We start from the raw sequence: 26,846 nt of genomic DNA, 5'->3' as shown, positions 1-26,846 counted from the left end.
TTTTACCAATCTTCATTGTCTGATTCATATAAATTATTTGTAACTGCATCTGAATCCAATAAGAATAGGGCATTATTAATAACTTCATCATTTTCTCCAAGCCCACTTACTATTTGATATTTATTTGAAGCAACTCTTTTTGCGTTTATTTTTACAGCTTCAAACTCATCATTTGAAGTTGGTTTAAATACATAAAAACTATTTGCTTTTTTTAACACAGCTGTTTTTGGAAGAGTTAAAAGTGTCTCTTTTTTGATATTTATATCGACCTTACCAAACATACTTGGTATTAATTCACTATTTTCATTATCAATAATAAATCTAACATTTACTGTTTTACTTTTTTCATCAAAAATAGGGTAGATAAAATCAACTTTTGAGCTAATCATTTTGTTTAATCCATCAATATGAATCATAGCTTCTTTATCTTTTTTAACAAAAGATAAATCATCTTGATAAATTGAAGCAATAAACCACATTTTATCTAGATTTCCTAATTGAAGTAGGGTAGTTCCTTTTTTAACTGCACTTTTATTATTGATATTTTTTTGAAGTAAAATACCATTAAAATTTGAAGTAACCACTAGACCACTATTATTTAATTTTCCATCTTTGATTTTTTGTTGATTTTCTTTTGATATATCAAAATTTTCAAGTTTTAAAAATGTTGAAGAATAGATATTTTTATTTATATCTTTTGCAATTTGAAGTTCATTTTGAATAGATAAAATATCATCAGAATAAATAGAATATAAAGCTTCACCTTTTTTGATATTCATATAAATCTTATTTGCATTTAAATTTGTTATATAACCATCAAATCTACTTACAATATCAACAATAGATGATTCATCAATCTTTGTTACTCCATAAAAACTTTTATTCTCAATAACTTCTTCTTTTTTTACTTTTACTATTTTTTTATTAAACAGTTGTTTTGCATCTATAATCTCTGCATTTAATCCAACTGTTAAAAATAGGGTGATTATAAGTAGTTTTTTAATCATTTGATACCTTTATTTGCATAGTAAATTAATCCTGAATAGGCTTCATAATATTTTTGTTGCTCATCAATTGCTTTCATTTGATAAGTGATTAAATCATTTAGATTTTTAATACTTTCTTGTGGTTTAACATCATCAAAACTATTATATGTTTCAATATTTTTTTGTATTTTTTCTTTTAATGGAATTATCTTTTGACCTATTAAATTATAATTTTCATAAGCATTATTTAGATTATTCTTTAATATTTTTGATTGAATCTCAAAGTTATGTTTTAGTTGTTCCAATTTATCATTAGTCTCATTTGCACTCATTTTTGCTTGAACTCTTGTAACATTTTCTGTATCATAAATTGGAAGAGGGATAGAAACAGCCATATTTACATAATCATTAAATTTATCATCCCTTTGAAAATATGCCAAACTTACTTGAACATCTGGAATCTTTTTTGCTCTTTCTAATTCAGCTATACTTTGTTGTTTTGATGAACTCTCTTCTAAACTTTTAAATTTTGGATGAGAAGAATTTTCAATCAATAAATCAACTTTTTTTATATCTATTTTTTCATCAATTTTGTCTATTTTTGTATATGTTATTTGTTCTAATTTTAAGTACGAATTATCTATTAAATTCTTTAGATTTTGTTTTTGTATTTTTAATTCAACTGTTGAGATTTGAGAATTTATTATCTCATTTTGAGTTGCTTTTTGATATTTATATAAAGAACCATATAAACTCTCTAATTTTTCCAAGTTTTTTTCATACTCTTCTAAAAGTTTATATTTTTCCTCTGATAATAAGATATTATAAACCAACTCATTTATTTTTGATGTAAGTTCTAACTTCTTATCTTCAAAATCATAAAGCTTTATATTTTTCTCTTTAAAAGCAATTTTTTCTTTTATATCAAGTTTATTTCCAGTTGGGATTACTTGTGAAATTCCTATAAAAGAGGCTTGCATCGCCTCTTTATTTCGTGAACTAAAATCATTTATCCATACATCATTTATTCCCATAGATAATACTGGATTTTGCCACTTTTTTGCTATTGATATTTGTTGATTTGCAACTTCAATAGATTTTTCTACACTTTTTAAATCATAACTATTTTCAAATGTAGAATTAACTAATTCATCAATTGATATTGCACTTAAAAGTGATAAAGTTAATGATGAAGCTAAAACTATTTTTAACATTAGATATTTACGCTTCCTCTAATTGTATGAACAACATCATCATCTGTTTTGAATTTAAGTTGATATTGCCATGTTCCAGCCATTGAGAAATTAACTTTTGTTTTATAAACGCCATCAACTAATTCAGCTTTTTCTTCATGTTCCATATATGGCATTCCTGGCATTTCAGGCATAAAGAATTTTATTTTTACTTTTGCTGTTGTTACATTTTTTTCATCTTTAGCTAACTTGATTACAAATTCATTATCTCCAACAACAAGTGATTTTTCACTCATTAATGTAACATTGTAACCATCTTTTTCACCATTTTGATTTATTGGTTCTGCATTTAAAAAGTTTAATGCAAGAACTAAAGTTAGAATTATTTTGAAAAGGTTTTTCATAATTTCTCCTTGAAATATTTATGAAAAAATTTTATCAAATACTTTGTGCAGTTTGTGTGGAGTTAAAAATATAACTTAAAAATTGTTCCTTCATTTTCTATAGATTCAACTTCAATATTAATATTATAACTTTTACATATCATATTTACTATATTTAATCCTAAACCAAAACCACCACTTTGTGTTGTTGCTCTATAATATCTTTTGTAAATATCTTTTAATTTATTTTTTTTTATTCCTATTCCACTATCTTTAATACTTAAAACTCTATTTTTTAATGATATTTCTATTTTCCCATTGATTTTATTATATTTTATTGCATTTGAAAAAAGATTGTTAAACAATCTAATAAAATCATCTTTATCAATCTTATAAGAAGTCGATTCTAATTGTGTTAAAACTTCTATCTTCTTTTTTAAAAATAAAGGTTCAAAATTATCAATTTGTTCTTTAATAAGTAAAGATAAATCTAACTCTTTTTTATCTTTTTTTATCTCTTTATTCTCTAAAAATATATAAGTTAAATCTTTATATATTTCACTTATTCTTTTAGCACTTAGTTTTATTCTTTCTATTTGTTTTAAAGATAAATTCTCCCCTTCTGTTGACATCATAATTGCACTTATTGGAGTATTTAGTTCATGGGTTGTATCTTTTATAAAATTATTTAACTTTATTCTTTCATCTTTTATTGGTTTTAAAAATAACTTAGCAAGATAAAAACCAATTATTGTAACTAAAGAATAAAAAGCTAAAAAAATTAAAATTATAGATATTTTCAACTCATAAATCTTCACTTCTAAACTAATATCTTTTAAAACAATATATTCAATACCTAAATGTCCTACTGTTGAATTATCTACTAAAATTAATGATTTTTCATCAAAGATATATTTCTGACTAAAATCTACTTTTTCATCAAAATTGCCATAAATTAGCTCTTTATTCTTATTATAAAAAGATATTTTGTACTCTTTTGAATTTAAGTATTTATCTTTATCAAACTTTGTGCCCATCATATGAGAAACAATTACTTCATTTGAAATTTTTGAAGTAATATTTTGCATATTTGATTTTATCAAATCAATAAATAAAGTCTTTTCATTTTGATAATAAAAAAATATAGTTATTAACATCAAAATTAACGACGAGCCTAAATACAAAAATAGAAATCTAAATAGTGTGATTTTTTCACTTTTTGTTAAATCTATATCCAACTCCTCGTATATTTAAGATTTGTTCTTCTCCTAAAATTTTACGTAAATTTTTTATATAGGTTCTAACTGTTGATGCGTTTGGATTCTCTTCATATGCCCAAAGATTTAGACTAAGTTCCTCAATACTTACTGTTTTTCTTGAATTATTTATTAAATATTGTAAAACTTCGCTCTCTTTTTTTGCAATATGAATTTTTTTATCTTCTTTTAAAATGTAGAGATTTTGAGTATCTAATAATAAATCTTTTTCAAGAATTATTATATTTGTAGGAGTAATATTAAAAAGTCTTTTTATATTATTAATTCTTATATCAAGTTCTTTAAGCTCAAAAGGTTTTTTGATGTAGTCATCACAACCACTATCAAAACCCTTTTGCATATCATCTGCCATATTTAACGATGTAATAAATATTGCAGGAGTTTTTATATTTTGGGCTCGTAAATTGCGTAATAATTCAAAGCCATTTAATTCAGGAACATTTACATCTAAGAGTAATAAATCAAAAGTTTGTGAGTACAAATAATCTTCTGCTTCATTTCCATCAAAGGTACTTATAACTTCGTTATTTTGTGAAATCAGGTATTCTTCTATAATTTCATTTAAAATTAAATCATCTTCTAGCAATAAAATTTTCATACAAATTCCTTATTTGAACTGTATTATAAAATTTTTTATTAAATTGAGAAATAGGGATATTAAAAACTTTTACAATTGTTATTATAAATTATAATTTTTTGTAAAAGTAATTTTAGTTTTAAGCTAGTAGTGCTAGATAAGCACTACAAAAACTTAATTAAAATTGTCTTCTTGGTCTTTCTTCTCTTGGTTTTGCTTCGTTAACTCTTAAAGTTCTACCTTCGCAATCATTACCATTTAAAGATTCAATAGCTTGGCTACCAGCTGCTGATTCTACCATTTCAACAAAACCAAATCCTTTTGATTTTCCTGTTTCTTTATCCATAATAACTTTTGCACTTTTTACTGCACCAAATTTTGAGAAGATTTCTTCTAAATCTTTATCATTCATTCTGTATGATAAATTACCTACGTAAATGTTCATCTATTCTATCCTTTATAAAAGTTTGAACATTATGCCTGATTATTTTCAAATAATCAAGAGTTTTGAAAATTTCTTTTTAAAGCCTCGTTTAATCTTCTCAAAACTTCGTCAAAACCGAGTATTGAGATTATGTCATAAACAGAAGGTGCTTGTGTTCCACCTGTTAATGCAATCCTAATTGGTTGAAATAATTGTGGAAATTTTAATCCATTATCATTTATAAATGGTTTTGTAAACTCTTCTACTTTTTCAGCACTATAAAGATTTTCTTTATTTTTTTCTAATAATAAAAGATATTTTTCTAAAAATTCTTTTGTATCTTCTTTAACAAATTTTTTAATTCCTGCTTCTTCATATGAAGTTGGAATATCAATAATATCAGTAATTGATTTTTTTAAATCAACTAAAGTTTGTGCTCTTTGTTTAGATAAATCTAATAATTCAGTTCTTTTTGGATGCTCAGATAAATCTAAATCAAAAAATTTTAACTCTTCAATTAATCTATCATTTGATACAGCTTTTATATACTCACTATTTAACCATAAAAGTTTTTCAGCATTATAAGATGATGCTGATTTATTGATATTTGATGGGTCAAATAATTCTAACATCTCTTCCATAGAGAATATTTCTTGGTCACCATTTGACCAACCAAGTCTTACTAAAAAGTTTAATAATGCTTCCGGTAAATATCCTTGATTTTTATAATCCATAACATCCATTGCACCATCTCTTTTAGATAGTTTTTTACCAGATGGATTATTAATCATTGGTACATGATAGAATTTTGGAACTTTAAATCCTAAAGCATTATAAACAACAATTTGTTTTGGTGTATTTGATAAATGGTCATCACCTCTAATAACATCTGTCATCCCCATTAACGCATCATCAATAGCAACGACAAAGTTATAAGTTGGCATTCCATTTGATCTTGCAATTACATAATCATCAACTTGATTAGCATCAAATTTTATACGTCCTTTTACACCATCATCAAACTCAATTGTTCCAGTTGTTGGAGCTTTTATTCTTATAACTGGTTCAACACCTGCTGGAATTTGTGGTAAAACTTTTCCCTCTTCAGGTCTCCAAGTTCCATCATATCTTGGTGTTTGTTTTGCTGCTTCTTGAGCTGCTCTTAAGCTATCCAGTTCATCTTTACTCATATAACATTTATAAGCATTTCCATTTTCTAATAATTTATCAATATATTGTTTATAAATATCTGTTCTTTTTGATTGATAAAAAACTTCACCATCATAATTAAGTCCAACCCATTCAAAAGCGTTTATAATTGCTTTCATTGCATCTTCACTATTTCTTGCTAAATCTGTATCTTCGATTCTTAATCTAAATTCTCCACCAGTTTTTCTAGCCCATAAATAACTATATAATGAAGTTCTTAATCCCCCAATATGTAAATATCCAGTTGGACTTGGAGCAAATCTTGTTACTGCCATTTAAATTATTTCTCCTCTTTTTTATTTTGTATATAAAATCCTACACCCGTTACAATCACCACTATTGCTATAAACATCAATAAAGAAATTTCAAGAATTCCCATTTGCTTCCTTTTCTTTTAATTGCCCACAAGCAGCAGATATATCAAGTCCTTTTGATTCTCTGATTGTACAGATTACACCTTTTTGGTTTAAAAAATCTTTGAATCTTAACATATCTTCTTCAACAGGTCGCTGATATGAAGTTCCAGGGTATGGATTAAAGTAAATTAAATTTACTTTTGCTTGAATTCCATTTAATAAAGTAACCAATTTTCTAGCAGCATCTATTGAATCATTTTTATCTTTTATTACAAGATATTCAAACATAACTTTTTTTCTTGTGTCAACAGGAAAGCCTTTAACAGCTTCGATAATAGATGCAATATTATAAGCTTTATTCATAGGTATTAATTCACTTCTTAACTCATCATCAACTGCATGAAGAGAAATAGCTAATTGCATACCTAAATCTTTTTCGCCAAGTTTTTTGATTTTACTTGCAATTCCTGAAGTTGAAACTGTTTGTCTTCTTCTACTTATTGCTAAACCATCAAGTTCAGAGAAAATCTCAACAGCTTTTGTGAAATTGTCAAAGTTATCAAGAGGTTCGCCCATTCCCATGTAAACAATATTTAAAGCTTTATTTTCAGCTATTTGATTATCTCTTTTTATATTTACAATTTGAGCGATATACTCTCCAACTGTAAGATTTCTTACAAATCCACCTTTTGCAGTTAAACAAAAACTACAGCCAACTTTACAACCAACTTGAGAAGAAATACAAACTGTATATTTTTCACTTCTTACAATTTGTCCATCTTCATCTATCTTTTTATCTTTCATTAAAAGAAGTACAGCCTCAACTGTATGGTTATCTCTTAATTTAAAAAGATATTTTATACTTCCATCCCTGCTTTGCTCTTTTTTTACAATTTGCATAATATCTATTGGATAGTTTGCTTTTAAATCTTCTTTTAATTCATTTGGTAAGTTTTTCATATCATCATACGAACTTGCATATTTTTTATAAAGCCAATTATAGACTTGCTTTGCTCTAAATGATGGTTTTAATTTTTCTTTTAATTCATCTAATGTGTAATCATATATAGATGGTAATTCTTCTTTTGCCATTATAATTTATTCCAATTTTCTATTTTATTATATTTTTTTCTATTAAATAATTTGTTAATTTTTCCATTGCCTCTTTGTGATTTTTTATAAAATCTTCATGGGCATTTTCATTTGTATAATTTGTTATTACAAATATTCCAGCAACTGGAATTTCAAACTCTTTTGCAACACTAAGAACTGAAAAAAACTCCATATTTTCAATTCCAACACCATATTCCAAAAACTCTTTACATAATTTTTCATTTGTTGATATATAATTTGATGAATTTACAATAGTATCATTTCTTGCAAATTTATTTTCAGATTCTAAAACATTATCTAAAGGTGTATATGCACTTCCAGTTAAAAATCCAAGTTCGATGTTTGAAGCTCTTTTTGATTCAACTATATCAAAAATTTTGTGATTTCCATAACTTCCTGCACTTCCAACAAAAAGCAGATATTCTGGCTTATCAAATAAACATATTCTTGTAAGATTTATTGATGATTCTATTAGACCAACACCAATTTGATGAGCAAATGGAAAAGTTTCATTTCTTCCCGCACATACAATCATCTGCACTCCAAAATAAAATTTGGATTTACTGTAATATTTTGTTCACTACTAATTGGAGCTACATCTGCAACTGATTTTGACATACTTGATAATGCTATTTCACTTCTAGCATATACAATATTTCCATTATTAAATTCATTTATATTTATCTGCTTTACTTCACATTTTTTATTTAATTTTGAAGATAAAGTTTTTGCATAATTTTCAATCCAATTAATTGCTTCAAATCGTAAATCATCATAACTTTTATTTTGTAAATCATCACTTATTTGCCAAGAAACATTTGATATATTAAGTTTTACATCATCAGTTTTTATTTTATCTTTAATCAAAATCAATTCATTCATAAATTTATTTAGTTCTTTTGCATCTTTTGATTCTGCTGTATATCTTAAACTTCCTACATATCCAATAAATTCTTGTTTATTATCGTAATATTTATATTTTGGGCTTAAAGTATAACTTCCATTTTTAATATTAACATCTTTATTATTTTTAATAAAATCATTAAACTTATCTATTTCAGTATTTACTTTAGTTTCATCTTTTTTTTCTACATTGATATTTATATTTGTACTTAATAAATCAGGGTTAACAATTTTTGCAAAACTTTTATTAAAATTTAATTCATAAGAAAATCCCAAAATGGGTAAAATCAATGCTAAAAATATCCTTTTCTTCATCTTATATCCTTACTGGTATATTATTTGCTCTTAAATATCTTTTTAAATCCATAATATCTATTTCTTTAAAGTGAAAAATCGAAGCAGCAAGTGCAGCACTAGCACCATGTTCAAATGCCTCTTTTATATGTTCCATAGTTCCAGCTCCACCACTTGCAATTACTGGAATATCAACTAATTTTGAAATTTGTTCTGTAATATTTAACTCAAATCCAGTTTTTGCACCATCAGTGTCCATAGAAGTAAGAAGTATTTCACCAGCACCTCTATCATAAACTTCTTTTGCCCAAGCAAGTGCATCAAGACCTGTATCTTCACGTCCTCCTTTTACAAAAACATGGTATGAACCATCAGCAACTCTTTTTACATCAATTGCAACAACAATACATTGACTTCCAAATCTTTTTGAACTTTCATTTATTAAATCTGGATTTGAAACTGCTGAAGAGTTAATTGAAACTTTGTCACAACCAACATTTAAAAGTGCATAAATATCTTCAAGTTTTCTAATTCCTCCACCAACAGTTAAAGGAATAAAAACTTCTTTTGCAACTTGTTTTACTATATCAACAATAGTTCCTCTATTTTGATGACTTGCAGTAATATCTAAAAATGTTATTTCATCTGCACCTTCTGCGTTGTATCTTTTTGCAACTTCTACAGGATCGCCAGCATCTCTTAAACCCACAAAATTTACGCCTTTTACAACTCTTCCATTGTCAACATCTAAACATGGTATTATTCTTTTTGCAAAACTACTCAAATAAAATCCTTCGTAATAACTAAAAATTATCTTATCTAATTATAAGTTAAAAGCAGATATACTCTTTCCAATTATGGAAAAAGTAAAAGCAAAAAAACAATACGGACAAAACTTTTTAAAAGATACGACTATTTTGGATAAAATCATCCAATCGATGCCCATGAATAATAATTACGTGGTTGAAATTGGGCCTGGATTAGGTGATTTGACCAAAAATTTAGTCAAGTACAAAGATTTAACTGCTTATGAAGTTGATACTGATTTAATTGGTATTTTAAAGTCTAAATTTGTAATAGAGATAGAAGAAGGTAAACTAAAACTGATCCACACTGATGTTTTAGAGGCTTGGGATAAGCAAAAAAGCCTTCATGATGGTAAATATGATTTAATAGCAAACTTACCATACTATATTGCAACAAACATTATATTAAGAGCGTTAGAAGACGTTGCTTGTGAACATATTATAGTTATGATTCAAAGAGAGGTTGCTGAAAAATTTACAGCAAAGGCAAATGATAAAGAATACTCATCATTAGGTATTATTACTGAATTACTTTCAGTTGATGCAAAAATACTTTTTGATGTTCCCCCTGAATCATTTGATCCTCCACCAAAAGTAATGTCTTCAATTCTTTATATTAAAAAAGATATGTCTAAAAGTTTTGATAAAGAGTTTAATAAGTTTTTAAAAGCCTGTTTTATACAGCCTAGAAAAAAGCTTTCTAAAAACTTAACATCACTTCTTACTAAAGAGACGATTTCTGATATTTATAAGGAACTAAATATTAATGATAATGTAAGACCTCATGAAGTAAGTTCATCTTTGTATAGCCAAATGTATACAAAGGTAAAAAATGGAAGAAATTAACAAAGAAGAACAAACTGTTGTTAGTACTCAAAATGAGACTAATCAAGAAGAAGTTACAAAAACTATTGATCAAGTAGAAGGCAAAAAACCTCCTTACAAGAAAAGAAAACCTAAACCAAAAGTTGCAAGAGATACACAAACTACACAACAAACTAGAGGTGAAGGATGGGTAAGTGATCTTAAAAAAGCACATATCATAAATGAAAAAATTCATAGAGATAGACTTAATCCACACTATAAACTTAACTTAAACACAGCTGCTAAACTTAGAGTTACTCCTCTTGGAGGATTAGGTGAAATTGGTGGTAACATGATGGTTATTGAAACTGAGAATGAAGCGATAATCGTTGATGTTGGTATGAGTTTCCCTGATGGAGATATGCATGGTGTTGATATTTTAATTCCTGATTTTACTTATATTAGAGAAATCAAAGATAAAATTGTTGCTGTAATTATCACTCATGGACATGAAGATCATATTGGTGCAATGCCATATTTATTCAAAGAGATGCAATTCCCAATTTATGGTACATCATTACCTTTAGAAATGATAGGTTCTAAATTTGATGAACATAAAATGAGAGAGTATCGATCTTTATTTAGAGCTATTCAAAAAAGAACACCTATAAAAATTGGAAATGATTTTGAAGTTGAATGGATGCATGTAACTCACTCTATTATTGATTCATCATGTATTGCTGTTAAAACAGCAGCTGGAACAATGATTCATACTGGTGATTTTAAAATTGACCATACTCCAATAGATGGTTTTCCAACAGATTTACATAGAATTGCGCATTATGGGGAAGAGGGTGTTTTACTTTTAACATCTGATTCAACAAATTCTCATTCTCCAGGTTTTACACGAACTGAAAAAACTGTTGGTCCTACATTTGATAGAATATTCCAAAATGCAAAAGGTAGAGTAATTATGTCTACTTTTTCATCAAATATTCATAGAGTTTCACAAGCTATAGAAAAAGCTCTTTTTTATAATAGAAAAATCTGTGTTATTGGAAGATCTATGGAAAAGAATTTAGAAATTGCAATGAATTTAGGGTATATTAAATTCCCAAAAGATCAATTTATTGAAGCACATGAAGTAAACAAGTATAATGATAAAGAAGTTTTAATTGTAACAACAGGAAGTCAAGGTGAATCAATGTCAGCATTATACAGAATGGCAATTCATGAACATAGACATATTAAAATTAAACCTGATGATCAAATAATCCTTTCTGCAAAAGCAATTCCAGGTAATGAAGGAAGTGTTTCTGGAATAATTAATCATCTTTTAAAAGCAGGTGCAAAAGTTGCATATCAAGATTATCCAGATATTCATGTGTCAGGACATGCAGCACAAGAAGAGCAAAAATTAATGCTTAGACTTGTAAAACCTAAATTCTTCTTGCCAGTTCATGGTGAATATAATCATGCTTTAAAACATGGTCAAACTGGAATTGATTGTGGTGTTTTAGAAAGAAATGTTTATATTATGAGTGATGGTGAACAAATTGAAGTTACACCTAAATATCTTAAAAAAGTAAGAACAGTAAAATCTGGAAAAGTTTATATTGATAATCAACTAAATCACAAAATTTCTGATGATGTAATTTTAGATAGACAAACAATGGCAAAAGAGGGTGTCGTTATGATTGTTGCACAAATTAACGAAAGTGATCGAACACTGGCACAAAAACCAAAAGTTTCTTCATTTGGATTAGTTTCAGATAAACAAGATAAATTCTTTTCAAAAGAAATTGAAGATTTATTAAATATCTTCTTAGAAAATGTAAAACCTGGTATTCTTAAAAATAATAAAATTTTAGAAGATGAACTAAGAAAAGTTGTAAGAAAGCACTGTACTAGAAAATACAAAAAATATCCTATGATAATCCCAACTATATTTGTACAATAAGGAACTATTAATTATGGATTTTAAACAAATTGTTAAAGATGTTTTATTAACAGAAGCAAATGAATTAGAAAAAGCTGCGCAAAAAATCTCTTTTGATATTGAAAAAGCAATTGATTTAATCATTAATTCTAAAGGAAAGCTTATCGTTTCAGGTGTTGGAAAATCAGGACTTGTAGGTGCAAAAATTGCAGCAACATTAGCAAGTACAGGTACAAGTTCTTTCTTCTTACATCCTACAGAAGCTATGCATGGAGATTTAGGGATGATTGGTAAAGAAGATATTGTTCTTGGAATTTCATATAGTGGTGAAAGTGAAGAGCTTGTTCAAATTTTACCTCACTTAAAAAGATTAAATATACCATTGATAGCAATGGCAAAAAGTGAAAACTCAACTTTAGCTAAATATGCTGATGTTTTTATAAATATAGCAGTTGATAAAGAGGCTTGCCCTCTTGATACTGCTCCTACATCATCTACAACTTTAACTATGGCAATGGGTGATGCACTTGCTGTTTGTCTAATGAAAAAAAGAGATTTCAAAAAAGAAGATTTTGCTTCATTTCATCCAGGTGGAAGTTTAGGAAAAAAACTTTTTGTAAAAGTTGATGATTTATTAAGAAAGCACGATTTACCCGTAGTTTCACGTGAAACTAAACTTAAAGATGCCATTTTAGTAATGAGTGAAGGAAGACTTGGAAGCGTAATAATAACAGATAAAGATAATAAAGTATTTGCACTTTTGAGTGATGGAGATTTAAGAAGAGCATTAATGAATGATAATTTTTCTATGGACTGTAAAGTAGAAGATATAGCTACAATTCATCCTAAAACTTTAAAAAATAAAGAATTATTAGCAAGTGATGCTTTACAAATTATTGAAAACTATAAAATTCAACTATTAATAGTAACAGATGCAAATGATAAGTTGGTTGGAGTATTACATATTCACGATTTAATTGAAGCTGGAATAAAATAAATGAAACCAAATAATACATCTTCTAAAAATAAAAAAGAAGAAATAAAAGAAGAACTAATAAGATTAAACAAATTCTTATCTCATAATAGTAACTACTCAAGAAGAGAAGCAGATAAATTAATAGAAGAGGGAAGAGTAAAAATCAATGGAAAAGTTGTAACTAATCTTGCAACAAAAGTATCATCAAAAGACGATGTACAAATTGGTAAAAAGAATATTAAAGAAGATAAAAATAAAATTTATACAGTAATAGTTTATAATAAACCAAAAGGTGAAATTGTATCAAAAAACGATCCTCAAGGAAGACGTACAATTTATGATTCACTTGAAAAAAAATACAAACATTTTTTATGTGTTGGAAGACTTGATTATTCAAGTGAAGGATTGCTATTACTATCAGATAATGTTGATGTAGTTAATTCATTAATGCATTCTGACTTAGAAAGAGTATATAAAATCAAAGTAAATGGTGTAATTACTAAATCTGTTGAAGAAGCAATGCAAAATGGTATTACAATTGAAGATGCAAGAATAGGTGCACATAAAAATAGTAAGATTACAGCTATGACTTTTGCACCTTTTTTAGCATATGATATACAAACAAATGGCGAGAAATTTTCAAAAATAAAAGTTGTAATAAATGAAGGTAAAAATAGAGAATTAAGAAGATTTTTTGCTCACTTTGGACTTGATGTTTTAGATTTAAAAAGATTAGAATATGGTGGAATTTCTTTAAATAATCTACCTACAGGAAAAACTAGATTTTTATCAAAAGAAGAATACAAAAATCTTAGAATCTTTATGAACGAAGATGATAGATCTATCTAATAAATTAAGACCAACAAGTTTAGATACTTTTGTTGGTCAATCTCATATAATTGGTAAAGAAAAAGCACTTTATAAATTAATCAAACAAAAAGATATTCCTCATCTATTTTTTTATGGTAAACCTGGAACTGGTAAAACAACTTTAGCAAAAATTATTGCAAGAGAAATTAATACTGACTACTTTTATTTTAATGCAACAAGCATAAAAATAGAAGATTTAAGAAAAGTATTTGATAAATATAAAAATAGTTTAATCAAGCCGTTAATATTCATTGATGAAGTTCATCGTCTTTCAAAAAACCAGCAAGAAGTTCTTCTTCCTATTATGGAAAATTATGATGCATTAATTATTGGAGCAAGTACAGAAAATCCTTTTTTTACTTTAACTTCTGCTATTCGTTCTCGATCTTTCTTATATGAATTTAAAGCTTTCACAAAAGAAGAAATGATAAAAATTCTTCAAATTGCATTAAAAGATGTTGATATAACTCTAACAAATGAAGCTAAAGAATATCTAATTATCTCTAGTTCTGGTGATGCAAGAGCAATGCTTACGTTATTGAATTTTTCATATAAAATATCAAAAAATATAGATATAAATTTATTAAAAGAATTAAGAGAAAATGTAATAGGAGATGGAGTATCTTCATCAGATACTCACTATGATTTAGCAAGTGCTATGATAAAATCTTTAAGAGGTTCAAATATTGATGCAGCACTTTATTATATGAGTAGATTAATAAATGGTGGAGAAAGTGTAGATTTTATAACAAGAAGATTAGTAATTTTTGCAAGTGAAGATATTGGAAATGCAAATCCAAATGCTTTAAATCTTGCAGTTAATACTATGATAGCTTGTAATAAAATTGGATATCCGGAATCAAGAATTATTCTTTCTCAATGTGCAATATATCTTGCATCAAGTCCAAAATCAAATAGTGCTTATAAAGCTGTAAATAAAGCCCTACAATTGATAAAAGATGGTAAGATACTTGATATACCTAAACATTTAGATTCACAGCATATAGGCTATTTATACCCCCATGATTTTGGTGGATATGTTGAACAAGAATATTTAAAAGAAAATTTATCACTTTATGATAATTCAAATATAGGTTTTGAAAAAACATTAAATGATTGGCTTATAAAAATAAAGAATAAGGATTAAAATGGAATATTATACTTGGATTTTAACTTTTCATGTTGTTGCAGTTATGTCATGGATGGCAATGCTATTTTATCTTCCTAGACTTTTTGTTTATCATGTTGAGAATATAGATAAAAAAGAGTTTATTGAAGTTGTAAAAATACAAGAATATAAAATTTATAAGTATATAGGTGCTCCAGCAATGTGGGCTACAATTGCAAGTGGAATCACAATGATTATTCTTAATCCAATTTTATTAGATATAAATATTAATCCTTGGATGTATGCAAAATTAATTTCATTAATTCTATTAATTATCTACTCTTTTTCATTAGAAAAATATAGAAAAGAGTTAGAAAAAGATATATGTAAAAAAACTGGTAAATTTTTTAGGATGTATAATGAAATGCCAACAATGTTGGCAATTTTAATTGTTGGATATGTAATCACTAAATCTTTTTCACTTTTATTTACATCAATTATCATACTTTTATTTGCATATATCTCTTATGTAATAATGAAACCTAAAAAGGAAATATAATGAGTTTTGATAAATACTATATTCTTGACACAAATATTTTACTTGAAGATGCAACAAATATTTATAAATTGTCTCAAGATGGTAAAAATTTAATAATCCTTGCAGAAACTGTTTTAGATGAAATTGATACAAAAAAAAGTGGATTTGATGAGATAAACTTTCAGGCTAGAGAATTTGCAAGAATACTTGAAAATTCCACTATTGTTAATTCTATAAAAAAAGATACATATAAAATTATTAGAATAAAAATAGAAAATGATAAAAATACAATTATTGATATAATTTCTAAAGAAGAGTATGAAGTTAATATAAAAAATGTATCACTGAATATCATAAATGATAGAAAAATATTAGAAATTGCAACTTTTGCAAATAACTATTATAAGAATCAAGTAGAATTTTTATCTCTTGATATAATGGCAAGAACAAGAGCTATATCTCTTGATATAAAAACTGATGCATTAGTTGGTAAAGATAAAGATGTATTTGATTTTAATTTTATCAAAGAAATAGAAATAAACTTTGAAGATTTAGCATATATTGATAATCAAGAAATAAATAAATTTGATATAGATTACAAGCCATATAATTTTTCTTACTGTTTTAAAGTTAAATCATCTGATCAAGTTTTATTAGCAAATATACAAAATAGAAAAATTAAATTACTTGATGAAGTAGAGATTAGAGATCAAGTTATTACTCCATTAAATAAAGAGCAATTATTCTTTAGTGATGCGATATTAAATCATTATTTTAACGTTTTAGTTGTTGAAGCAAAAGCAGGTTCAGGGAAAACTCTTTTAGCTCTAAGTGGGGCATTAAAACTTGTGCGTCAAAAATTCTTTCAAAAGATTATTTATATAAGAAACTCTATTGAATCTCTAGATAAAGGTGAAGATGTAGGTTATCTTCCAGGTTTAGAAGAAAAGTTTAAAATATACAATCATCCATTAATGGATAGTTTAGATTATATAATTAGAACTGAACACAAAAGAAAAAGAAATAAAAAGAATCCAGATATTACAATTTCTGAATTAGATGATAGTGAAGTAACTGCTAGAATTGAACAAATGATAAGTAATTATGGCATAGAAACAATGTGGGTAGGGGAAATGAGAGGAAGAACTCTTTCTAACTCATTTATTATCATTGATGAAGCTCAAAATATGTCAAATAAAACTATGCAAATGGTTTTATCAAGAATAGATAGTAGTTGTAAAGTTGTAATTCTTGGTTCAAATAAGCAAATTGACAACTTTTATGTAAATAAATATACAAATGCTTTAACAACTCTTTTAAAATCAACAAAAAACGAAGATAATCTTGTAAATATTTTTGCAATAAAATTACAAAAAGTTCTTAGAGGTCCTATAACAGAGTGGGCTGAACAAATCTTTTCTAAATAATTATCTAAAGAAATCAATTTTCTTAGATAATTAAACATCTCATATAAAAACTTATTATTCTTTATACTTAAATATGATTTTTTATTTTATAGAATTTAATTTAAATTTTAAATCATAAATTATATTTTATTACTAATTTTAATTATATTACAAATATTAATGTTAATCATAAAAAAATACTTATTATTAAATATTTAGAAAATTTCTTATAAACAGCCATTATATGGTATAAAATTTGCATAATACAATTTATAATGATTTGTTAATCATCTTTTATTTTTTTAAATAAAAAGAATTTAATAATGTGTTATAATACATATTATAATATGTAAAGGAATTTAATGTCACTACTACAATATACATCAAATGAAATGTATTCTTCAACTGAATTAGTAAGAAAAAGTAAATATATTTTTGACAAATTAAATAAAAAAGAGATAGAAAAAGCAATTATACTTAGAGATGGTAAACCAGGTGTAATTATACTTGATTTCAATGAATATGAAAGAATCATTGCTGATTATCTAAAATTAAAAAATAAACAAGAATTTCCTATTGAAAAAAAAGACTATTCATCTCAAATAAAAGAAGATAAAATTCGAATTAAAAATAAAGATAAAATAGAAGAAATTGATTTTAATTTTGATTCAGACAGTATAAAAGAAAAAGAAGAACCTCTAAAAGAATTTTGGGATTAACATGATAGATGTTTTAGTTATAGGAGCAGGTGGAGCAGGTTTAACGGCAGCTATTAATGCTAAAGAATCAAATTCTAACGTATTAATTATTTCAAAAACTCATCCAACATACTCACAAACAGTTCAAGCGCAAGGTGGTATAAACGCAGTCTTATATGAGAATAATGATAGCATTTCAAAACATATTGAAGACACTTATCAAGGCTCTTATAAACTCTCTATAAAAGATAATATTGAATATATCTGTAAAGAAGCAAAAAATTCTATTTTATGGTTAGATTCCATAGGTGTGCCATTTAATAGAGATAGCAATGACAACTTTTCACAAAGAAAATTTGGTGGAACAAAAAATATTAGAACTTGTTACTCAAGTGACTATACTGGCTTAAAAATTATTCATACATTATACGATCAATGCATAAAAAATGATATAGATTTTTTATGTGATTATTTTTTACTTGATTTGATTATTGAAGATAATATTTGCAAAGGAGGAATATTTTTAGATATTTCTTCTGGTGAAGTAAAAGAAATTCTTTCAAAAACAACAATTTTAGCTACAGGTGGTTATGCTGGTATATATAAAAACAATACAACAAATTCATACTCAAATAGTGGAGATGGAATTGCTGTGGCATTAAGAGCAGGAGTAAAACTATCTAATATGGAATTTATACAATTTCATCCAACAACTTTATTAGATACAAATATACTAATAAGTGAAAGTGCAAGGGGCGAGGGTGGATATTTAGTTGATCAAAATAAAATTAGATTTGTTAATGAATTAGGATCAAGAGATGAAGTAACAAATGCAATATATAAAAAAATACAAAAAGGTGATAAAGTTTTTTTAGACTTAAGACATTTAGGATTAAATAAAATAAAAGAATTAATCCCTCAAGAACGAAATTTGGCTTATCATTTTTCAAATATTAGAATTGAAAATGAATTATTACCCATTATTCCAGCAGCTCATTACAGTATGGGAGGAATAAAAACTGATTTACATACAAAAACTAACATAGATAATTTATATGCTTGTGGAGAATGCTCTCAAGCGTCTATACACGGTGCAAATAGATTAGGAGGAAATTCTCTATTAGAGATTATTACTTTTGGCAAATTAGCAGGTTTAAATGCTTCAAAAAAGGCAAAAGAAATCAAATCTTTTAATACAAATCAAACTCATTTAGAAATAAATACTAAATTAATAAATGATATTTTCAATTATCCAAATAAAATCGATTTTTATGAGAATAAAGAGATTTTTTCTAACGAAATATTCTCTAAGTTGGGTATCTTTAAAACAGAAAAATCTATCAACGATTTTATTGAAATTTTAGATGAACAATTATCAATTTTAAATCAAATGGGAATAGGTGATAAATCAAAATATTATAATACAAATTTAGTTGAATTTTTAGAATTTATAAACATACTACAAATATCAAAAGTTATTGCATTAAATGCTAAAAATAGAAAAGAAAGTAGGGGAAGCCATAATCGATTGGATTATAAAGAGAGTTTAAAATCATATGAAAAATTTTCATATACTTATTTTAAAAATTCTAAATTAGAAATAGGTTTTGAGGATATACAATGAAAATAAGAATAAAAAGATTTAATAAAGAATTAAATGTTGATTCACAAAATGAATATGAAATATTAGACTCAAATCTTCTCAAATCATTGATTTATATAAAAACTAAAATTGATAATTCATTAAGTTTTAGATGTGGATGTAAAAGTGGTGTTTGTGGTTCGTGTGCTGTAAGAGTAAATGGCATTGAAAAATTAGCTTGTAAGACATTTATAAATGAAAATGATTTAATTGAACCATTAAGAAATTCTAAAGTGATAAAAGACTTGATTATAGATGTTTCACATGAAACATCCCTAATAAAATCAACTTCAAGTTATATAGATATAAAATCCAATAAACAAATAAATCAAGATAATATAAAGCAAATTGATTTACAAAGCAATTGTATATTGTGCAATTCATGTTTTAGTTCTTGTCCAGTTTATGAAGTAAATAGAAACTTTATAGGTCCTTTTGCATTAACAAGAGCATTAAGATATGTAAATGAGGCTAAACTTGAATCAAATGATAAAATTCTAGCTAATATACAAATAAATGGTATTTGGGATTGTACATTATGCAGTAGCTGTACATTAGTTTGTCCTCAAAGTATTGATCCAAAAGCAGATATAATACAACTTCAAAATATATCAGTACAAAAAGGATTTTCTAATCCTAACTTTCAGAATTTTTCTTTAGATTTTAATGATGATTTTGCAGGAGGATTTAATCCAAATGGATTTTAGAATAGAGAAGGGTTCTCTATTCTAGATTATCTTTTAAATATAAATAATCTGACATTTTAGTCCACTCTCTAACTTTCTTCATATAAGCATCTTGTGAATCTAAAACTTCTTTTAATAATGGACTTTCTTTAGACATCTGAACTCTTAATTCCTGATTTGCTTTTTTCATTGCATCCATTACAGGTTTAGGAAAAGTTTTCACTTTAATATCTGGGTAATCAGCTTTCATTTTTTGCCATGCTGTTGCATTCATATCATAATTTTGAATATACATATCGTATGCACTAACTCTTATTGCAACAAGTAAAATCTCTTTTAAATCAGCTGGTAACTTTTCAAACTTTTTAGTATTTATAATAAATTGCATTTCTGAAGCAGGTTCATGCCAACCTGTATAATAAAATGGCGCAATTTTATGAAATCCCATACTTATATCCATTGAAGGTCCAACCCATTCAAGTGCATCAATTGTTCCTCTTTCTAAAGACATATAAAGTTCACCTGGAGCATTATTTGTAACTTGAACACCTAGTTTTGCCATAATTTCACCAGCAAAACCTGGTATTCTCATTTTAAGTCCTTTTAAATCATCAAGTGAGTTAATTTCTTTTCTAAACCATCCACCCATCTGAACACCTGTGCTTCCACCTGGAAAAGATAAAATACCATGTTTAGCATAAACTTTTTGCATTAAATCCAAACCACCACCATAATAAAACCACGCATATTGTTCAGGACTTGTTAGACCAAAAGGCATAGATGTAAAAGGCAAAGTATTTATATCTTTTCCTTTCCAATAATATGATGCTGTGTGACCCATATCATATTGTCCAGCTTTAACCATATCTAAAACACCAAATGGTGATTTATGTTTATTTGCTGCATCAACTTTTATAACTAATCTTCCATTTGACATATCATTAGCTAATTTAGCCATATTTTTTGCTGCGTCAATTAATGGAGATGTAGTATCTGTCCATGTTGTTGCCATTGTTAATTTGTATACTTTATCATCTGCTTGTAAAGAAGTAATTAAACTTAAACAAACAAATAAAAAAGATAATTTGACAAAGATTTTTTTCATTTGTTCTCCTTAAAAAATAGAGAAGCATTATAATAGTAGGTGAATATTAAAAGGCTTAATTAAGTATGCAATCTTTGAGTTTTTTCTCTTTATTCCAATTTAGTTTTTTAAGTTCTGGTTCATCATAAAACTCTTTTGTATAACCAAAGCATAAATACGCAATAAATTTATACTCATTTTTATCCATATCAAATATTTTATTAATTTTTTTAGGTTTTAAAATAGAAACCCAACCCATACCAATATTTAAAGCACGAGAAGTAAGCCACATATTAAGTATTGCACAAACAACAGAGTATTCACCAGTTCTTTTCATATATGTTTGACCAAGAATATTCTTTTTGTTCTTTTTATAATATACAGCAATATTTATATTTGATTCTTTTATACCTTCTAATTTTAAATTGTTATATAAAGGTCTATCTTTAAATTTATCTTTACTCTTTTCATATGATTTACTAAAGTGTTTATAAACAAAAGCTCGTTTTTCTTCATCAACAATTATAAATCTCCAAGGTTGAGAATAACCAACAGATGGAGCGTGTAAGGCAGAGTTTAAAATAGTATATAAATCTTTGTTTGATATTTTTTTATTTATAAAGTTATTGCCTCTTACATCACGTCTAGAGGCAATAATGTTTGTAAGTGTTTCTAAATCTTTTTTATTAAATTTCATTAGATTGAAAAATCGTGTAAATCTTTAAATAAAAAAGCTTCCACAATTTCATCTATACTTTTTTGAGTTGGCGCAATAAGTGCAATAATACCTTCGTCCATAAAAGGCCAAACATATTCTAAATTGTTAATAACAACAACTGCATCAATCCAACAAGTAATATCTTCTCGTCTATCAAAAAATTCTACTTTTGAAATTTTACCTTCTTCCAAAGTTATAAATGCCCAAGCTTTGTTTTCTTCTATTGATGATATTACACATTGATGTCTATCTTTTGAATTTACAGGAATTAATATAGTCATAATTTCTTTTTTTCCCTTATAATCTAAAATTTCTTGATTTTACAATCTTTTATCTTAAGAAAGAAATTCTTTTTTATACCATAAAGAAAAAACAAAAAGTGAATATAAATGCTGTTTAAATTTATTTGATTTTGAAAGCTCGTAAATATACAAAATATACTCATGATTAAATAAATTTGTTTGATTATTTACTTCAACAATTACATCAAGTATTTTATCTTTATACTCTTTATTTAACCACTCGTTAAAAGGTGAATTAAATCCTTTTTTTGTTCTATTTATTATTGTATCAGGAATATATTTTGAAGCAATTTTCTTTAAGAGATATTTATTTGTATCGCCAACTTTGATAGATGATTCTACACTAAACATATAATTTACTAAATTAAAATCTAAAAATGGAGTTCGCACTTCTAAAGAATTTCCCATAGATATTCTATCAACTTTTGATAAAAGTGATTCTCCTAGCCATATTTTTAAATCAATATAACTCATCCAATCAACTGGATCTTGTTTTGCAGTTTCACTTTTAAATGTTGGAACTTTTTTGAATAATCTTTTCCTTTGAATATCAGTATAAATTTCTCCAAAAGAGTTATAAAGATTTTGTTTTTTTACAATTCGTCTTAAATATTCACTCTCTTTAGTATTATTTTGTAAAGCTCCAATGATATCATTTAAAAAAAGATTTTGTTCATTTGATAAACTTTTTTCAAATTCATAATATTTTAAAAACTTTGCATAATTATCATAACCTAAAAATATCTCATCACTTCCTTCACCAGATAATACAGTTTTTATTCCAGCTTGATGTATCTGTTTTGTTAAGATATTCAAGGGAATTGCTGCACTATCTCCATGGGGTTCTTCAAGCATATCAAGTGTTTGCTCAAAATGATTAATATACTCTTTTTGATTTATTTCTACTGGATGATGATTTGAGTTTATATGACTTGCTGTAATTTGTGCAAAATCTAGTTCACAATAATTTTTATATTCATCATAACCAATACTAAAGGTATTAATTTTCTTTCCAGAAATTTTTGTATAAAGTGCAGAGATTAATGAACTATCAATTCCACCACTTAAAAGTGAAGCAACTTCAACGTCACTATTAAGTCTATTTTCAACACTTTTAAATAATAGCTCTTCAATGTCATTTAAAGCTCGTTTTTCGTCCTTTATAGCTTTATAGGTATTTATCTTGTAATATTTCTTCTTTTGAAGCTCAGGGCTTTTATTTGGCTCATAAATCAACAATGTAGAAGCTTCAAGTTTATAAATATCTTGATAAAAAGAATCTTCACCAAAAGATACAAAATATTGCACATATTTAGAAAGTGCTACTTTATTTAGATTTGGTTTATAATCAAGTAGATTTAAAATTGATTTTACACTTGATGAGAAAATAAACTTATTATCTTTAAAATAGTAGAAAAATGGTTTTTTACCATATCTATCACGTGCACAGAAATATAAATCTTTTTTCATATCATAAATACAAAAAGAAAACATTCCATTTAATTTATTTAAAAAATCAAATCCATACTTTTGATAAAGTCTTATTAATACTTCACTATCACTTTTTGTTTTACACTCTAAATGTTCCACGTGAATCAATTCTTTGTAATTATAAATTTCACCATTAAAAACAAGTAAGATATCATCAAATATCATTGGCTGATTTGCTTCTTCATCTAAATCAATTATTGCAAGTCTTGTATGACCAAATTGTTTATCATCAATTTTAATTGAATTTTGAAAGTCTGGACCTCTATGATGTAAAAGTTCTAAAGATTTATCAAATCTAGGTGATAAAAAATTTGTTCCAATAATTCCACACATAAAAACCTACTTTATAAAATAATTTATAATTTCAATATAAAAATATAATATTGCTACAAAAATTGTACTAGAGACTAAAATCGTAGATGCAACCTCAAAAGGTTTACAGTTATATAAAACTGAAAAATTAACATTATTAACAGCAAGAGGAACCATAAGTTCCATAATCAAAATTGAAGCAACAAAAGAGTTAAAATTTGTAAAAGAAATAACAATAAAAATTCCAATCAATGGTAATAATATATGTTTTGCAAAAGAAACATGTAAAGACAATTTCCAAGGGATAGTTTTTATTTTAACACTATAAAGATATACACCAAAAATAAAAAGTTGAATTGTCAAAGAGGTATAAGCTCCCATATCTAAAGCAACTTGAATATGTTCACTTATTGGGATTTGATAATAGTTTAAAAAAAGTGCAAATAATGCAAACCAAATTGCTGGTATTTTTAAAATAGAAAATAATGCACCTTTTAAAGAAAATTGTTCACGTGCAAAGAAATACACAGATATTGTATACATGAAAAAAATATTTGCAATATTTATGATACTTGTATAAGGTACTGATTCAACGCCAAAAAGTGCAATTCCAAGTGGAATTCCTAAATTACCTGTATTTCCAACAAGTGCACTCCCTAAATAAATAGATTCATCTGTTCTTGAAGTAAATACAATCTTAGAAATAAAGATTAATACAGATAAAGTTATTAAAACAATTATTAGATAAAAAATTGGTGACATTATAAATTCATAGTTTATAGGAGTTTTAGTTAATCCCCAAACTATTAGAATTGGTTGAAAAAAATATAAAGATAAAAGAACTAAAGTTTTTTCATCAATTTGAGTAGTAAATTTTTTTTTAGCAACAAAACCTAATAAAATAAAAAAATAAACAGGTAAAACAGAAAATATAGCTTCGATTGTAGATTCCTAAAAAGTTTTAGAAATTTTAGCATTAATGAGATAAATAAAAAGAGTTTGCATAGGAAAATTTCCTATGCAATAACCATAATACCTTTAATCATAAAAAAGATAGCCGCAGAAAGAATAGCCGCAGCAGGTACAGTTATAATCCAAGCTGCTATTATCTTCTTAATAGCATCCCTTTTTACATATTTTGTACTTTTTGCATCTTTTACATCTTTTCTCTCTTGTTTTACCAAATTCTCTTTATCATCTATCTTTTTATACAACTCTACTATTTTTACATAATGTGTTTTTGATTTATCTTTTATTATCTCTAATCTATTCAACTCTTCTTGCATCAAGTCCAATTCTCGTTTATGTCTTTTAAACCTTTTTCTTGTTTCTTGCAAAAATCTCTTCTCATTATTATCCAAAAACTCTCTTAAAAATCCTACTCCAAACACTCCACCTACTGCTATATGTGTTGAAGATACTGGAAGTCCCAATTGGCTTGCTACTATTACTGTGAATGCTGCTGCCATTGCTATTGAGTATGCTCTCATTTGATCAAGTTCTGTTATCTCTGAGCCTACTGTTTTTATCAGTTTTGGTCCATATAGAGTCAATCCTATTACTATACCAAATGCTCCTACTGCCATTACCCAAAAAGGAATACTTACTTTTGATGCTATTTCTACATTTACTATTGCATCATTTATTGCTGCAAGTGGTCCAATTGCATTTGCCACATCATTTGCTCCATGTGCAAAAGAAAGCAAGGCTGCTGCAAACACCAAAGGAATATTAAACAAGCTATTTACAGAAGCTCTTGTATTTGCCAATTTATTTGAAGATTTAGCTATTAATGGTTTAACAAGAAGATAAACACCAACAGTTATAAAAAATGCAATTACAGAAGCTACAAAGAAATTCAAATCAACAAGGTGTTTCAAGCCTTTCAAGATGATATAAGTACTAAAAGTCCAAGTCATTACTGAAATCAAAATTGGAACAAATTTTTTTGAGGCTTCTATCATATTTTCTTTATAGATTATTTGTTTTTTTATAAAGTAAAGAAATCCTGCTGCTATTATTCCACCAAGCAAAGGAGAAACAACCCAAGAGGCTACAATTTTACCAACAGTATCCCAAGAAACTATTGCAAAACCAGCTGCTGCTATTCCTGAACCCATCACACCACCTACAATAGAATGTGTTGTCGAAACAGGTGCTCCAATAGAAGTTGCAAAATTCAACCAAAGTGCAGCAGAAAGCAAGGCTGCTGTCATTGCCCAGATAAATATTTCAGGATTTTTTATCAAATCAGGATTAATAATACCATCTTTAATTGTTTTTACTACATCTCCACCAGCTATAAAAGCTCCAAGTGATTCAAAGATAGCAGCGATAAAAATAGCACCTGTAAGAGTCAAGGCTTTAGAGCCAACTGCTGGTCCTACATTATTAGCTACATCATTCGCTCCAATATTCATTGCCATATAAGCACCAAACACTGCTCCTATTATTAGAAACGTATTATTTGGCAAGTTCCCATGTGAGGCATACGACCACAAAAACACTACTACTATAAATAGCAATGCTAGCGACAACTTCGCAAAATCTGGCAGGGTCTTTGCAGTAGCTTTTTCCAAGCTGTTTATTGTTTTAATATCCAAAGTAAACCTTTTGTAATTATTTTGTAATTTAAATAACATATAATTATAGTGGGTTTATTCTTATCAAAGCTTTAAAATAGCTTAATAATTTTATAGAGAAAAGTTATTTTTTTAATAGATTGTATATAAAATATAGAGTTTTTTAGTT

Annotated in this window: 27 protein-coding genes; 10 read left to right on the top strand and 17 right to left on the bottom strand. The window is 26.5% G+C overall.

Translation table 11 applies throughout. The annotated features are described in order from the left end of the window. Positions 1 to 2: 2 nt before the first annotated feature. From ADFLV_RS00750 to hisF, 11 genes are all read right to left on the bottom strand, one after another. The gene (locus ADFLV_RS00750; protein ID WP_129011703.1) at positions 3 to 1,007 is read right to left on the bottom strand and encodes an efflux RND transporter periplasmic adaptor subunit; all 1,005 of its coding nucleotides are present in this window, start codon (positions 1,005 to 1,007) and stop codon (positions 3 to 5) included. Then, positions 1,004 to 2,200, bottom strand: coding sequence for a TolC family protein (locus ADFLV_RS00745; protein WP_129011702.1), 1,197 nt, complete (start codon positions 2,198 to 2,200; stop codon positions 1,004 to 1,006). The genes ADFLV_RS00750 and ADFLV_RS00745 overlap by 4 nt, the downstream gene beginning before the upstream one ends. Then, a complete protein-coding gene (locus ADFLV_RS00740) occupies positions 2,200 to 2,583 on the bottom strand; it encodes a FixH family protein (protein WP_129011701.1) in 384 nt (127 codons plus the stop codon). Before ADFLV_RS00740 ends, ADFLV_RS00745 begins: the two co-directional genes overlap by 1 nt. Before the next feature lie 62 nt (positions 2,584 to 2,645). Then, positions 2,646 to 3,800, bottom strand: coding sequence for a sensor histidine kinase (locus ADFLV_RS00735; protein WP_129011700.1), 1,155 nt, complete (start codon positions 3,798 to 3,800; stop codon positions 2,646 to 2,648). Next, positions 3,775 to 4,437, bottom strand: a complete 663-nt coding sequence (locus ADFLV_RS00730) for a response regulator transcription factor (protein WP_129011699.1) — start codon at positions 4,435 to 4,437, stop codon at positions 3,775 to 3,777. The genes ADFLV_RS00735 and ADFLV_RS00730 overlap by 26 nt, the downstream gene beginning before the upstream one ends. Before the next feature lie 157 nt (positions 4,438 to 4,594). Continuing rightward, entirely contained in the window at positions 4,595 to 4,861 is a 267-nt protein-coding gene (rbp, locus tag ADFLV_RS00725; protein WP_014472867.1) for an RNA-binding regulator, read from the bottom strand. 53 nt (positions 4,862 to 4,914) lie between these two features. Then, the gene (gene gltX, locus ADFLV_RS00720) at positions 4,915 to 6,324 is read right to left on the bottom strand and encodes a glutamate--tRNA ligase (protein WP_129011698.1); all 1,410 of its coding nucleotides are present in this window, start codon (positions 6,322 to 6,324) and stop codon (positions 4,915 to 4,917) included. 90 nt (positions 6,325 to 6,414) lie between these two features. Then, positions 6,415 to 7,497 (bottom strand): dual-specificity RNA methyltransferase RlmN, encoded by a 1,083-nt coding sequence (rlmN, locus tag ADFLV_RS00715; protein ID WP_014472865.1) that lies wholly within the window; start codon positions 7,495 to 7,497, stop codon positions 6,415 to 6,417. Between the two features lie 19 nt (positions 7,498 to 7,516). Beyond that, positions 7,517 to 8,053: a phosphorylase family protein gene (locus ADFLV_RS00710; RefSeq protein ID WP_129011697.1), complete on the bottom strand. Its 537-nt coding sequence runs from the start codon at positions 8,051 to 8,053 to the stop codon at positions 7,517 to 7,519. Next, positions 8,050 to 8,736: an SIMPL domain-containing protein gene (locus tag ADFLV_RS00705; RefSeq protein ID WP_129011696.1), complete on the bottom strand. Its 687-nt coding sequence runs from the start codon at positions 8,734 to 8,736 to the stop codon at positions 8,050 to 8,052. Before ADFLV_RS00705 ends, ADFLV_RS00710 begins: the two co-directional genes overlap by 4 nt. Position 8,737: 1 nt before the next feature. Continuing rightward, a complete protein-coding gene (hisF, locus tag ADFLV_RS00700; RefSeq protein WP_014472862.1) occupies positions 8,738 to 9,499 on the bottom strand; it encodes an imidazole glycerol phosphate synthase subunit HisF in 762 nt (253 codons plus the stop codon). A 73-nt stretch (positions 9,500 to 9,572) separates the two neighbouring features. Between hisF and rsmA the strand changes: the two genes are divergently transcribed. The 10 genes from rsmA to ADFLV_RS00650 all read left to right on the top strand — a co-directional run bounded on the left by rsmA (position 9,573) and on the right by ADFLV_RS00650 (position 20,209). Beyond that, complete coding sequence (rsmA, locus tag ADFLV_RS00695; RefSeq protein WP_014472861.1) at positions 9,573 to 10,367, top strand: 16S rRNA (adenine(1518)-N(6)/adenine(1519)-N(6))-dimethyltransferase RsmA; 795 nt, start codon at positions 9,573 to 9,575, stop codon at positions 10,365 to 10,367. Further along, entirely contained in the window at positions 10,354 to 12,285 is a 1,932-nt protein-coding gene (locus ADFLV_RS00690; RefSeq protein WP_014472860.1) for a ribonuclease J, read from the top strand. Before rsmA ends, ADFLV_RS00690 begins: the two co-directional genes overlap by 14 nt. A gap of 13 nt (positions 12,286 to 12,298) precedes the next feature. Further along, positions 12,299 to 13,261, top strand: a complete 963-nt coding sequence (locus ADFLV_RS00685; RefSeq protein WP_014472859.1) for a KpsF/GutQ family sugar-phosphate isomerase — start codon at positions 12,299 to 12,301, stop codon at positions 13,259 to 13,261. Further along, complete coding sequence (locus tag ADFLV_RS00680) at positions 13,262 to 14,089, top strand: pseudouridine synthase (protein WP_129011695.1); 828 nt, start codon at positions 13,262 to 13,264, stop codon at positions 14,087 to 14,089. Next, positions 14,073 to 15,257 carry a replication-associated recombination protein A gene (locus ADFLV_RS00675; protein ID WP_129011694.1) on the top strand — a complete coding sequence of 395 codons (1,185 nt, stop codon included), beginning with the start codon at positions 14,073 to 14,075 and terminating at the stop codon, positions 15,255 to 15,257. Before ADFLV_RS00680 ends, ADFLV_RS00675 begins: the two co-directional genes overlap by 17 nt. Before the next feature lies 1 nt (position 15,258). Continuing rightward, complete coding sequence (gene hemJ / locus ADFLV_RS00670) at positions 15,259 to 15,777, top strand: protoporphyrinogen oxidase HemJ (RefSeq protein WP_129011693.1); 519 nt, start codon at positions 15,259 to 15,261, stop codon at positions 15,775 to 15,777. Then, positions 15,777 to 17,183, top strand: a complete 1,407-nt coding sequence (locus tag ADFLV_RS00665; protein ID WP_014472855.1) for a PhoH family protein — start codon at positions 15,777 to 15,779, stop codon at positions 17,181 to 17,183. Before hemJ ends, ADFLV_RS00665 begins: the two co-directional genes overlap by 1 nt. A 341-nt stretch (positions 17,184 to 17,524) precedes the next feature. Next, on the top strand, positions 17,525 to 17,881 hold the full coding sequence (locus tag ADFLV_RS00660) for a hypothetical protein (protein WP_129011692.1): 357 nt from the start codon (positions 17,525 to 17,527) through the stop codon (positions 17,879 to 17,881). Between the two features lies 1 nt (position 17,882). Further along, entirely contained in the window at positions 17,883 to 19,484 is a 1,602-nt protein-coding gene (locus ADFLV_RS00655; protein WP_129011691.1) for an FAD-binding protein, read from the top strand. Further along, positions 19,481 to 20,209 carry a succinate dehydrogenase/fumarate reductase iron-sulfur subunit gene (locus ADFLV_RS00650; RefSeq protein ID WP_129011690.1) on the top strand — a complete coding sequence of 243 codons (729 nt, stop codon included), beginning with the start codon at positions 19,481 to 19,483 and terminating at the stop codon, positions 20,207 to 20,209. The genes ADFLV_RS00655 and ADFLV_RS00650 overlap by 4 nt, the downstream gene beginning before the upstream one ends. A 16-nt stretch (positions 20,210 to 20,225) precedes the next feature. Here the strand turns inward: ADFLV_RS00650 and ADFLV_RS00645 are convergent, their stop codons facing one another. The 6 genes from ADFLV_RS00645 to ADFLV_RS00620 form a co-directional block, all read right to left on the bottom strand. After that, positions 20,226 to 21,293, bottom strand: coding sequence for a TRAP transporter substrate-binding protein (locus ADFLV_RS00645; protein WP_129011689.1), 1,068 nt, complete (start codon positions 21,291 to 21,293; stop codon positions 20,226 to 20,228). A gap of 55 nt (positions 21,294 to 21,348) precedes the next feature. After that, positions 21,349 to 21,969: a 5,6-dimethylbenzimidazole synthase gene (bluB, locus tag ADFLV_RS00640; RefSeq protein WP_129011688.1), complete on the bottom strand. Its 621-nt coding sequence runs from the start codon at positions 21,967 to 21,969 to the stop codon at positions 21,349 to 21,351. Next, positions 21,969 to 22,271 (bottom strand): hypothetical protein, encoded by a 303-nt coding sequence (locus ADFLV_RS00635; RefSeq protein ID WP_014472849.1) that lies wholly within the window; start codon positions 22,269 to 22,271, stop codon positions 21,969 to 21,971. The genes bluB and ADFLV_RS00635 overlap by 1 nt, the downstream gene beginning before the upstream one ends. Positions 22,272 to 22,325: 54 nt before the next feature. Further along, positions 22,326 to 24,116, bottom strand: a complete 1,791-nt coding sequence (gene asnB, locus ADFLV_RS00630) for an asparagine synthase (glutamine-hydrolyzing) (RefSeq protein ID WP_129011687.1) — start codon at positions 24,114 to 24,116, stop codon at positions 22,326 to 22,328. A 6-nt stretch (positions 24,117 to 24,122) separates the two neighbouring features. Continuing rightward, complete coding sequence (locus tag ADFLV_RS00625; protein WP_129011686.1) at positions 24,123 to 25,028, bottom strand: AEC family transporter; 906 nt, start codon at positions 25,026 to 25,028, stop codon at positions 24,123 to 24,125. Between the two features lie 83 nt (positions 25,029 to 25,111). Further along, complete coding sequence (locus ADFLV_RS00620; RefSeq protein ID WP_371325615.1) at positions 25,112 to 26,737, bottom strand: inorganic phosphate transporter; 1,626 nt, start codon at positions 26,735 to 26,737, stop codon at positions 25,112 to 25,114. Between the last annotated feature and the right edge of the window lie 109 nt (positions 26,738 to 26,846).

This window comes from Arcobacter defluvii, assembly GCF_013201725.1.
GTDB lineage: Bacteria > Campylobacterota > Campylobacteria > Campylobacterales > Arcobacteraceae > Aliarcobacter > Aliarcobacter defluvii.
This window is presented reverse-complemented; position numbering and strand designations above follow the sequence as displayed.

Excerpts from the sequence above, each read along its gene's own strand:
- ADFLV_RS00750 (WP_129011703.1), bottom strand. The coding sequence starts at position 1,007 with ATGATTAAAAAACTACTTATAATCACCCTATTTTTAACAGTTGGATTA.
- ADFLV_RS00745 (WP_129011702.1), bottom strand. The coding sequence starts at position 2,200 with ATGTTAAAAATAGTTTTAGCTTCATCATTAACTTTATCACTTTTAAGT.
- ADFLV_RS00740 (WP_129011701.1), bottom strand. The coding sequence starts at position 2,583 with ATGAAAAACCTTTTCAAAATAATTCTAACTTTAGTTCTTGCATTAAAC.
- ADFLV_RS00730 (WP_129011699.1), bottom strand. The coding sequence starts at position 4,437 with ATGAAAATTTTATTGCTAGAAGATGATTTAATTTTAAATGAAATTATA.
- rbp (WP_014472867.1), bottom strand. The coding sequence starts at position 4,861 with ATGAACATTTACGTAGGTAATTTATCATACAGAATGAATGATAAAGAT.
- gltX (WP_129011698.1), bottom strand. The coding sequence starts at position 6,324 with ATGGCAGTAACAAGATTTGCTCCAAGTCCAACTGGATATTTACATATT.
- rlmN (WP_014472865.1), bottom strand. The coding sequence starts at position 7,497 with ATGGCAAAAGAAGAATTACCATCTATATATGATTACACATTAGATGAA.
- ADFLV_RS00710 (WP_129011697.1), bottom strand. The coding sequence starts at position 8,053 with ATGATTGTATGTGCGGGAAGAAATGAAACTTTTCCATTTGCTCATCAA.
- ADFLV_RS00705 (WP_129011696.1), bottom strand. The coding sequence starts at position 8,736 with ATGAAGAAAAGGATATTTTTAGCATTGATTTTACCCATTTTGGGATTT.
- rsmA (WP_014472861.1), top strand. The coding sequence starts at position 9,573 with ATGGAAAAAGTAAAAGCAAAAAAACAATACGGACAAAACTTTTTAAAA.
- ADFLV_RS00690 (WP_014472860.1), top strand. The coding sequence starts at position 10,354 with ATGGAAGAAATTAACAAAGAAGAACAAACTGTTGTTAGTACTCAAAAT.
- ADFLV_RS00685 (WP_014472859.1), top strand. The coding sequence starts at position 12,299 with ATGGATTTTAAACAAATTGTTAAAGATGTTTTATTAACAGAAGCAAAT.
- ADFLV_RS00680 (WP_129011695.1), top strand. The coding sequence starts at position 13,262 with ATGAAACCAAATAATACATCTTCTAAAAATAAAAAAGAAGAAATAAAA.
- ADFLV_RS00675 (WP_129011694.1), top strand. The coding sequence starts at position 14,073 with ATGATAGATCTATCTAATAAATTAAGACCAACAAGTTTAGATACTTTT.
- hemJ (WP_129011693.1), top strand. The coding sequence starts at position 15,259 with ATGGAATATTATACTTGGATTTTAACTTTTCATGTTGTTGCAGTTATG.
- ADFLV_RS00665 (WP_014472855.1), top strand. The coding sequence starts at position 15,777 with ATGAGTTTTGATAAATACTATATTCTTGACACAAATATTTTACTTGAA.
- ADFLV_RS00660 (WP_129011692.1), top strand. The coding sequence starts at position 17,525 with ATGTCACTACTACAATATACATCAAATGAAATGTATTCTTCAACTGAA.
- ADFLV_RS00655 (WP_129011691.1), top strand. The coding sequence starts at position 17,883 with ATGATAGATGTTTTAGTTATAGGAGCAGGTGGAGCAGGTTTAACGGCA.
- ADFLV_RS00650 (WP_129011690.1), top strand. The coding sequence starts at position 19,481 with ATGAAAATAAGAATAAAAAGATTTAATAAAGAATTAAATGTTGATTCA.
- ADFLV_RS00645 (WP_129011689.1), bottom strand. The coding sequence starts at position 21,293 with ATGAAAAAAATCTTTGTCAAATTATCTTTTTTATTTGTTTGTTTAAGT.
- bluB (WP_129011688.1), bottom strand. The coding sequence starts at position 21,969 with ATGAAATTTAATAAAAAAGATTTAGAAACACTTACAAACATTATTGCC.
- ADFLV_RS00635 (WP_014472849.1), bottom strand. The coding sequence starts at position 22,271 with ATGACTATATTAATTCCTGTAAATTCAAAAGATAGACATCAATGTGTA.
- asnB (WP_129011687.1), bottom strand. The coding sequence starts at position 24,116 with ATGTGTGGAATTATTGGAACAAATTTTTTATCACCTAGATTTGATAAA.
- ADFLV_RS00620 (WP_371325615.1), bottom strand. The coding sequence starts at position 26,737 with ATGTTATTTAAATTACAAAATAATTACAAAAGGTTTACTTTGGATATT.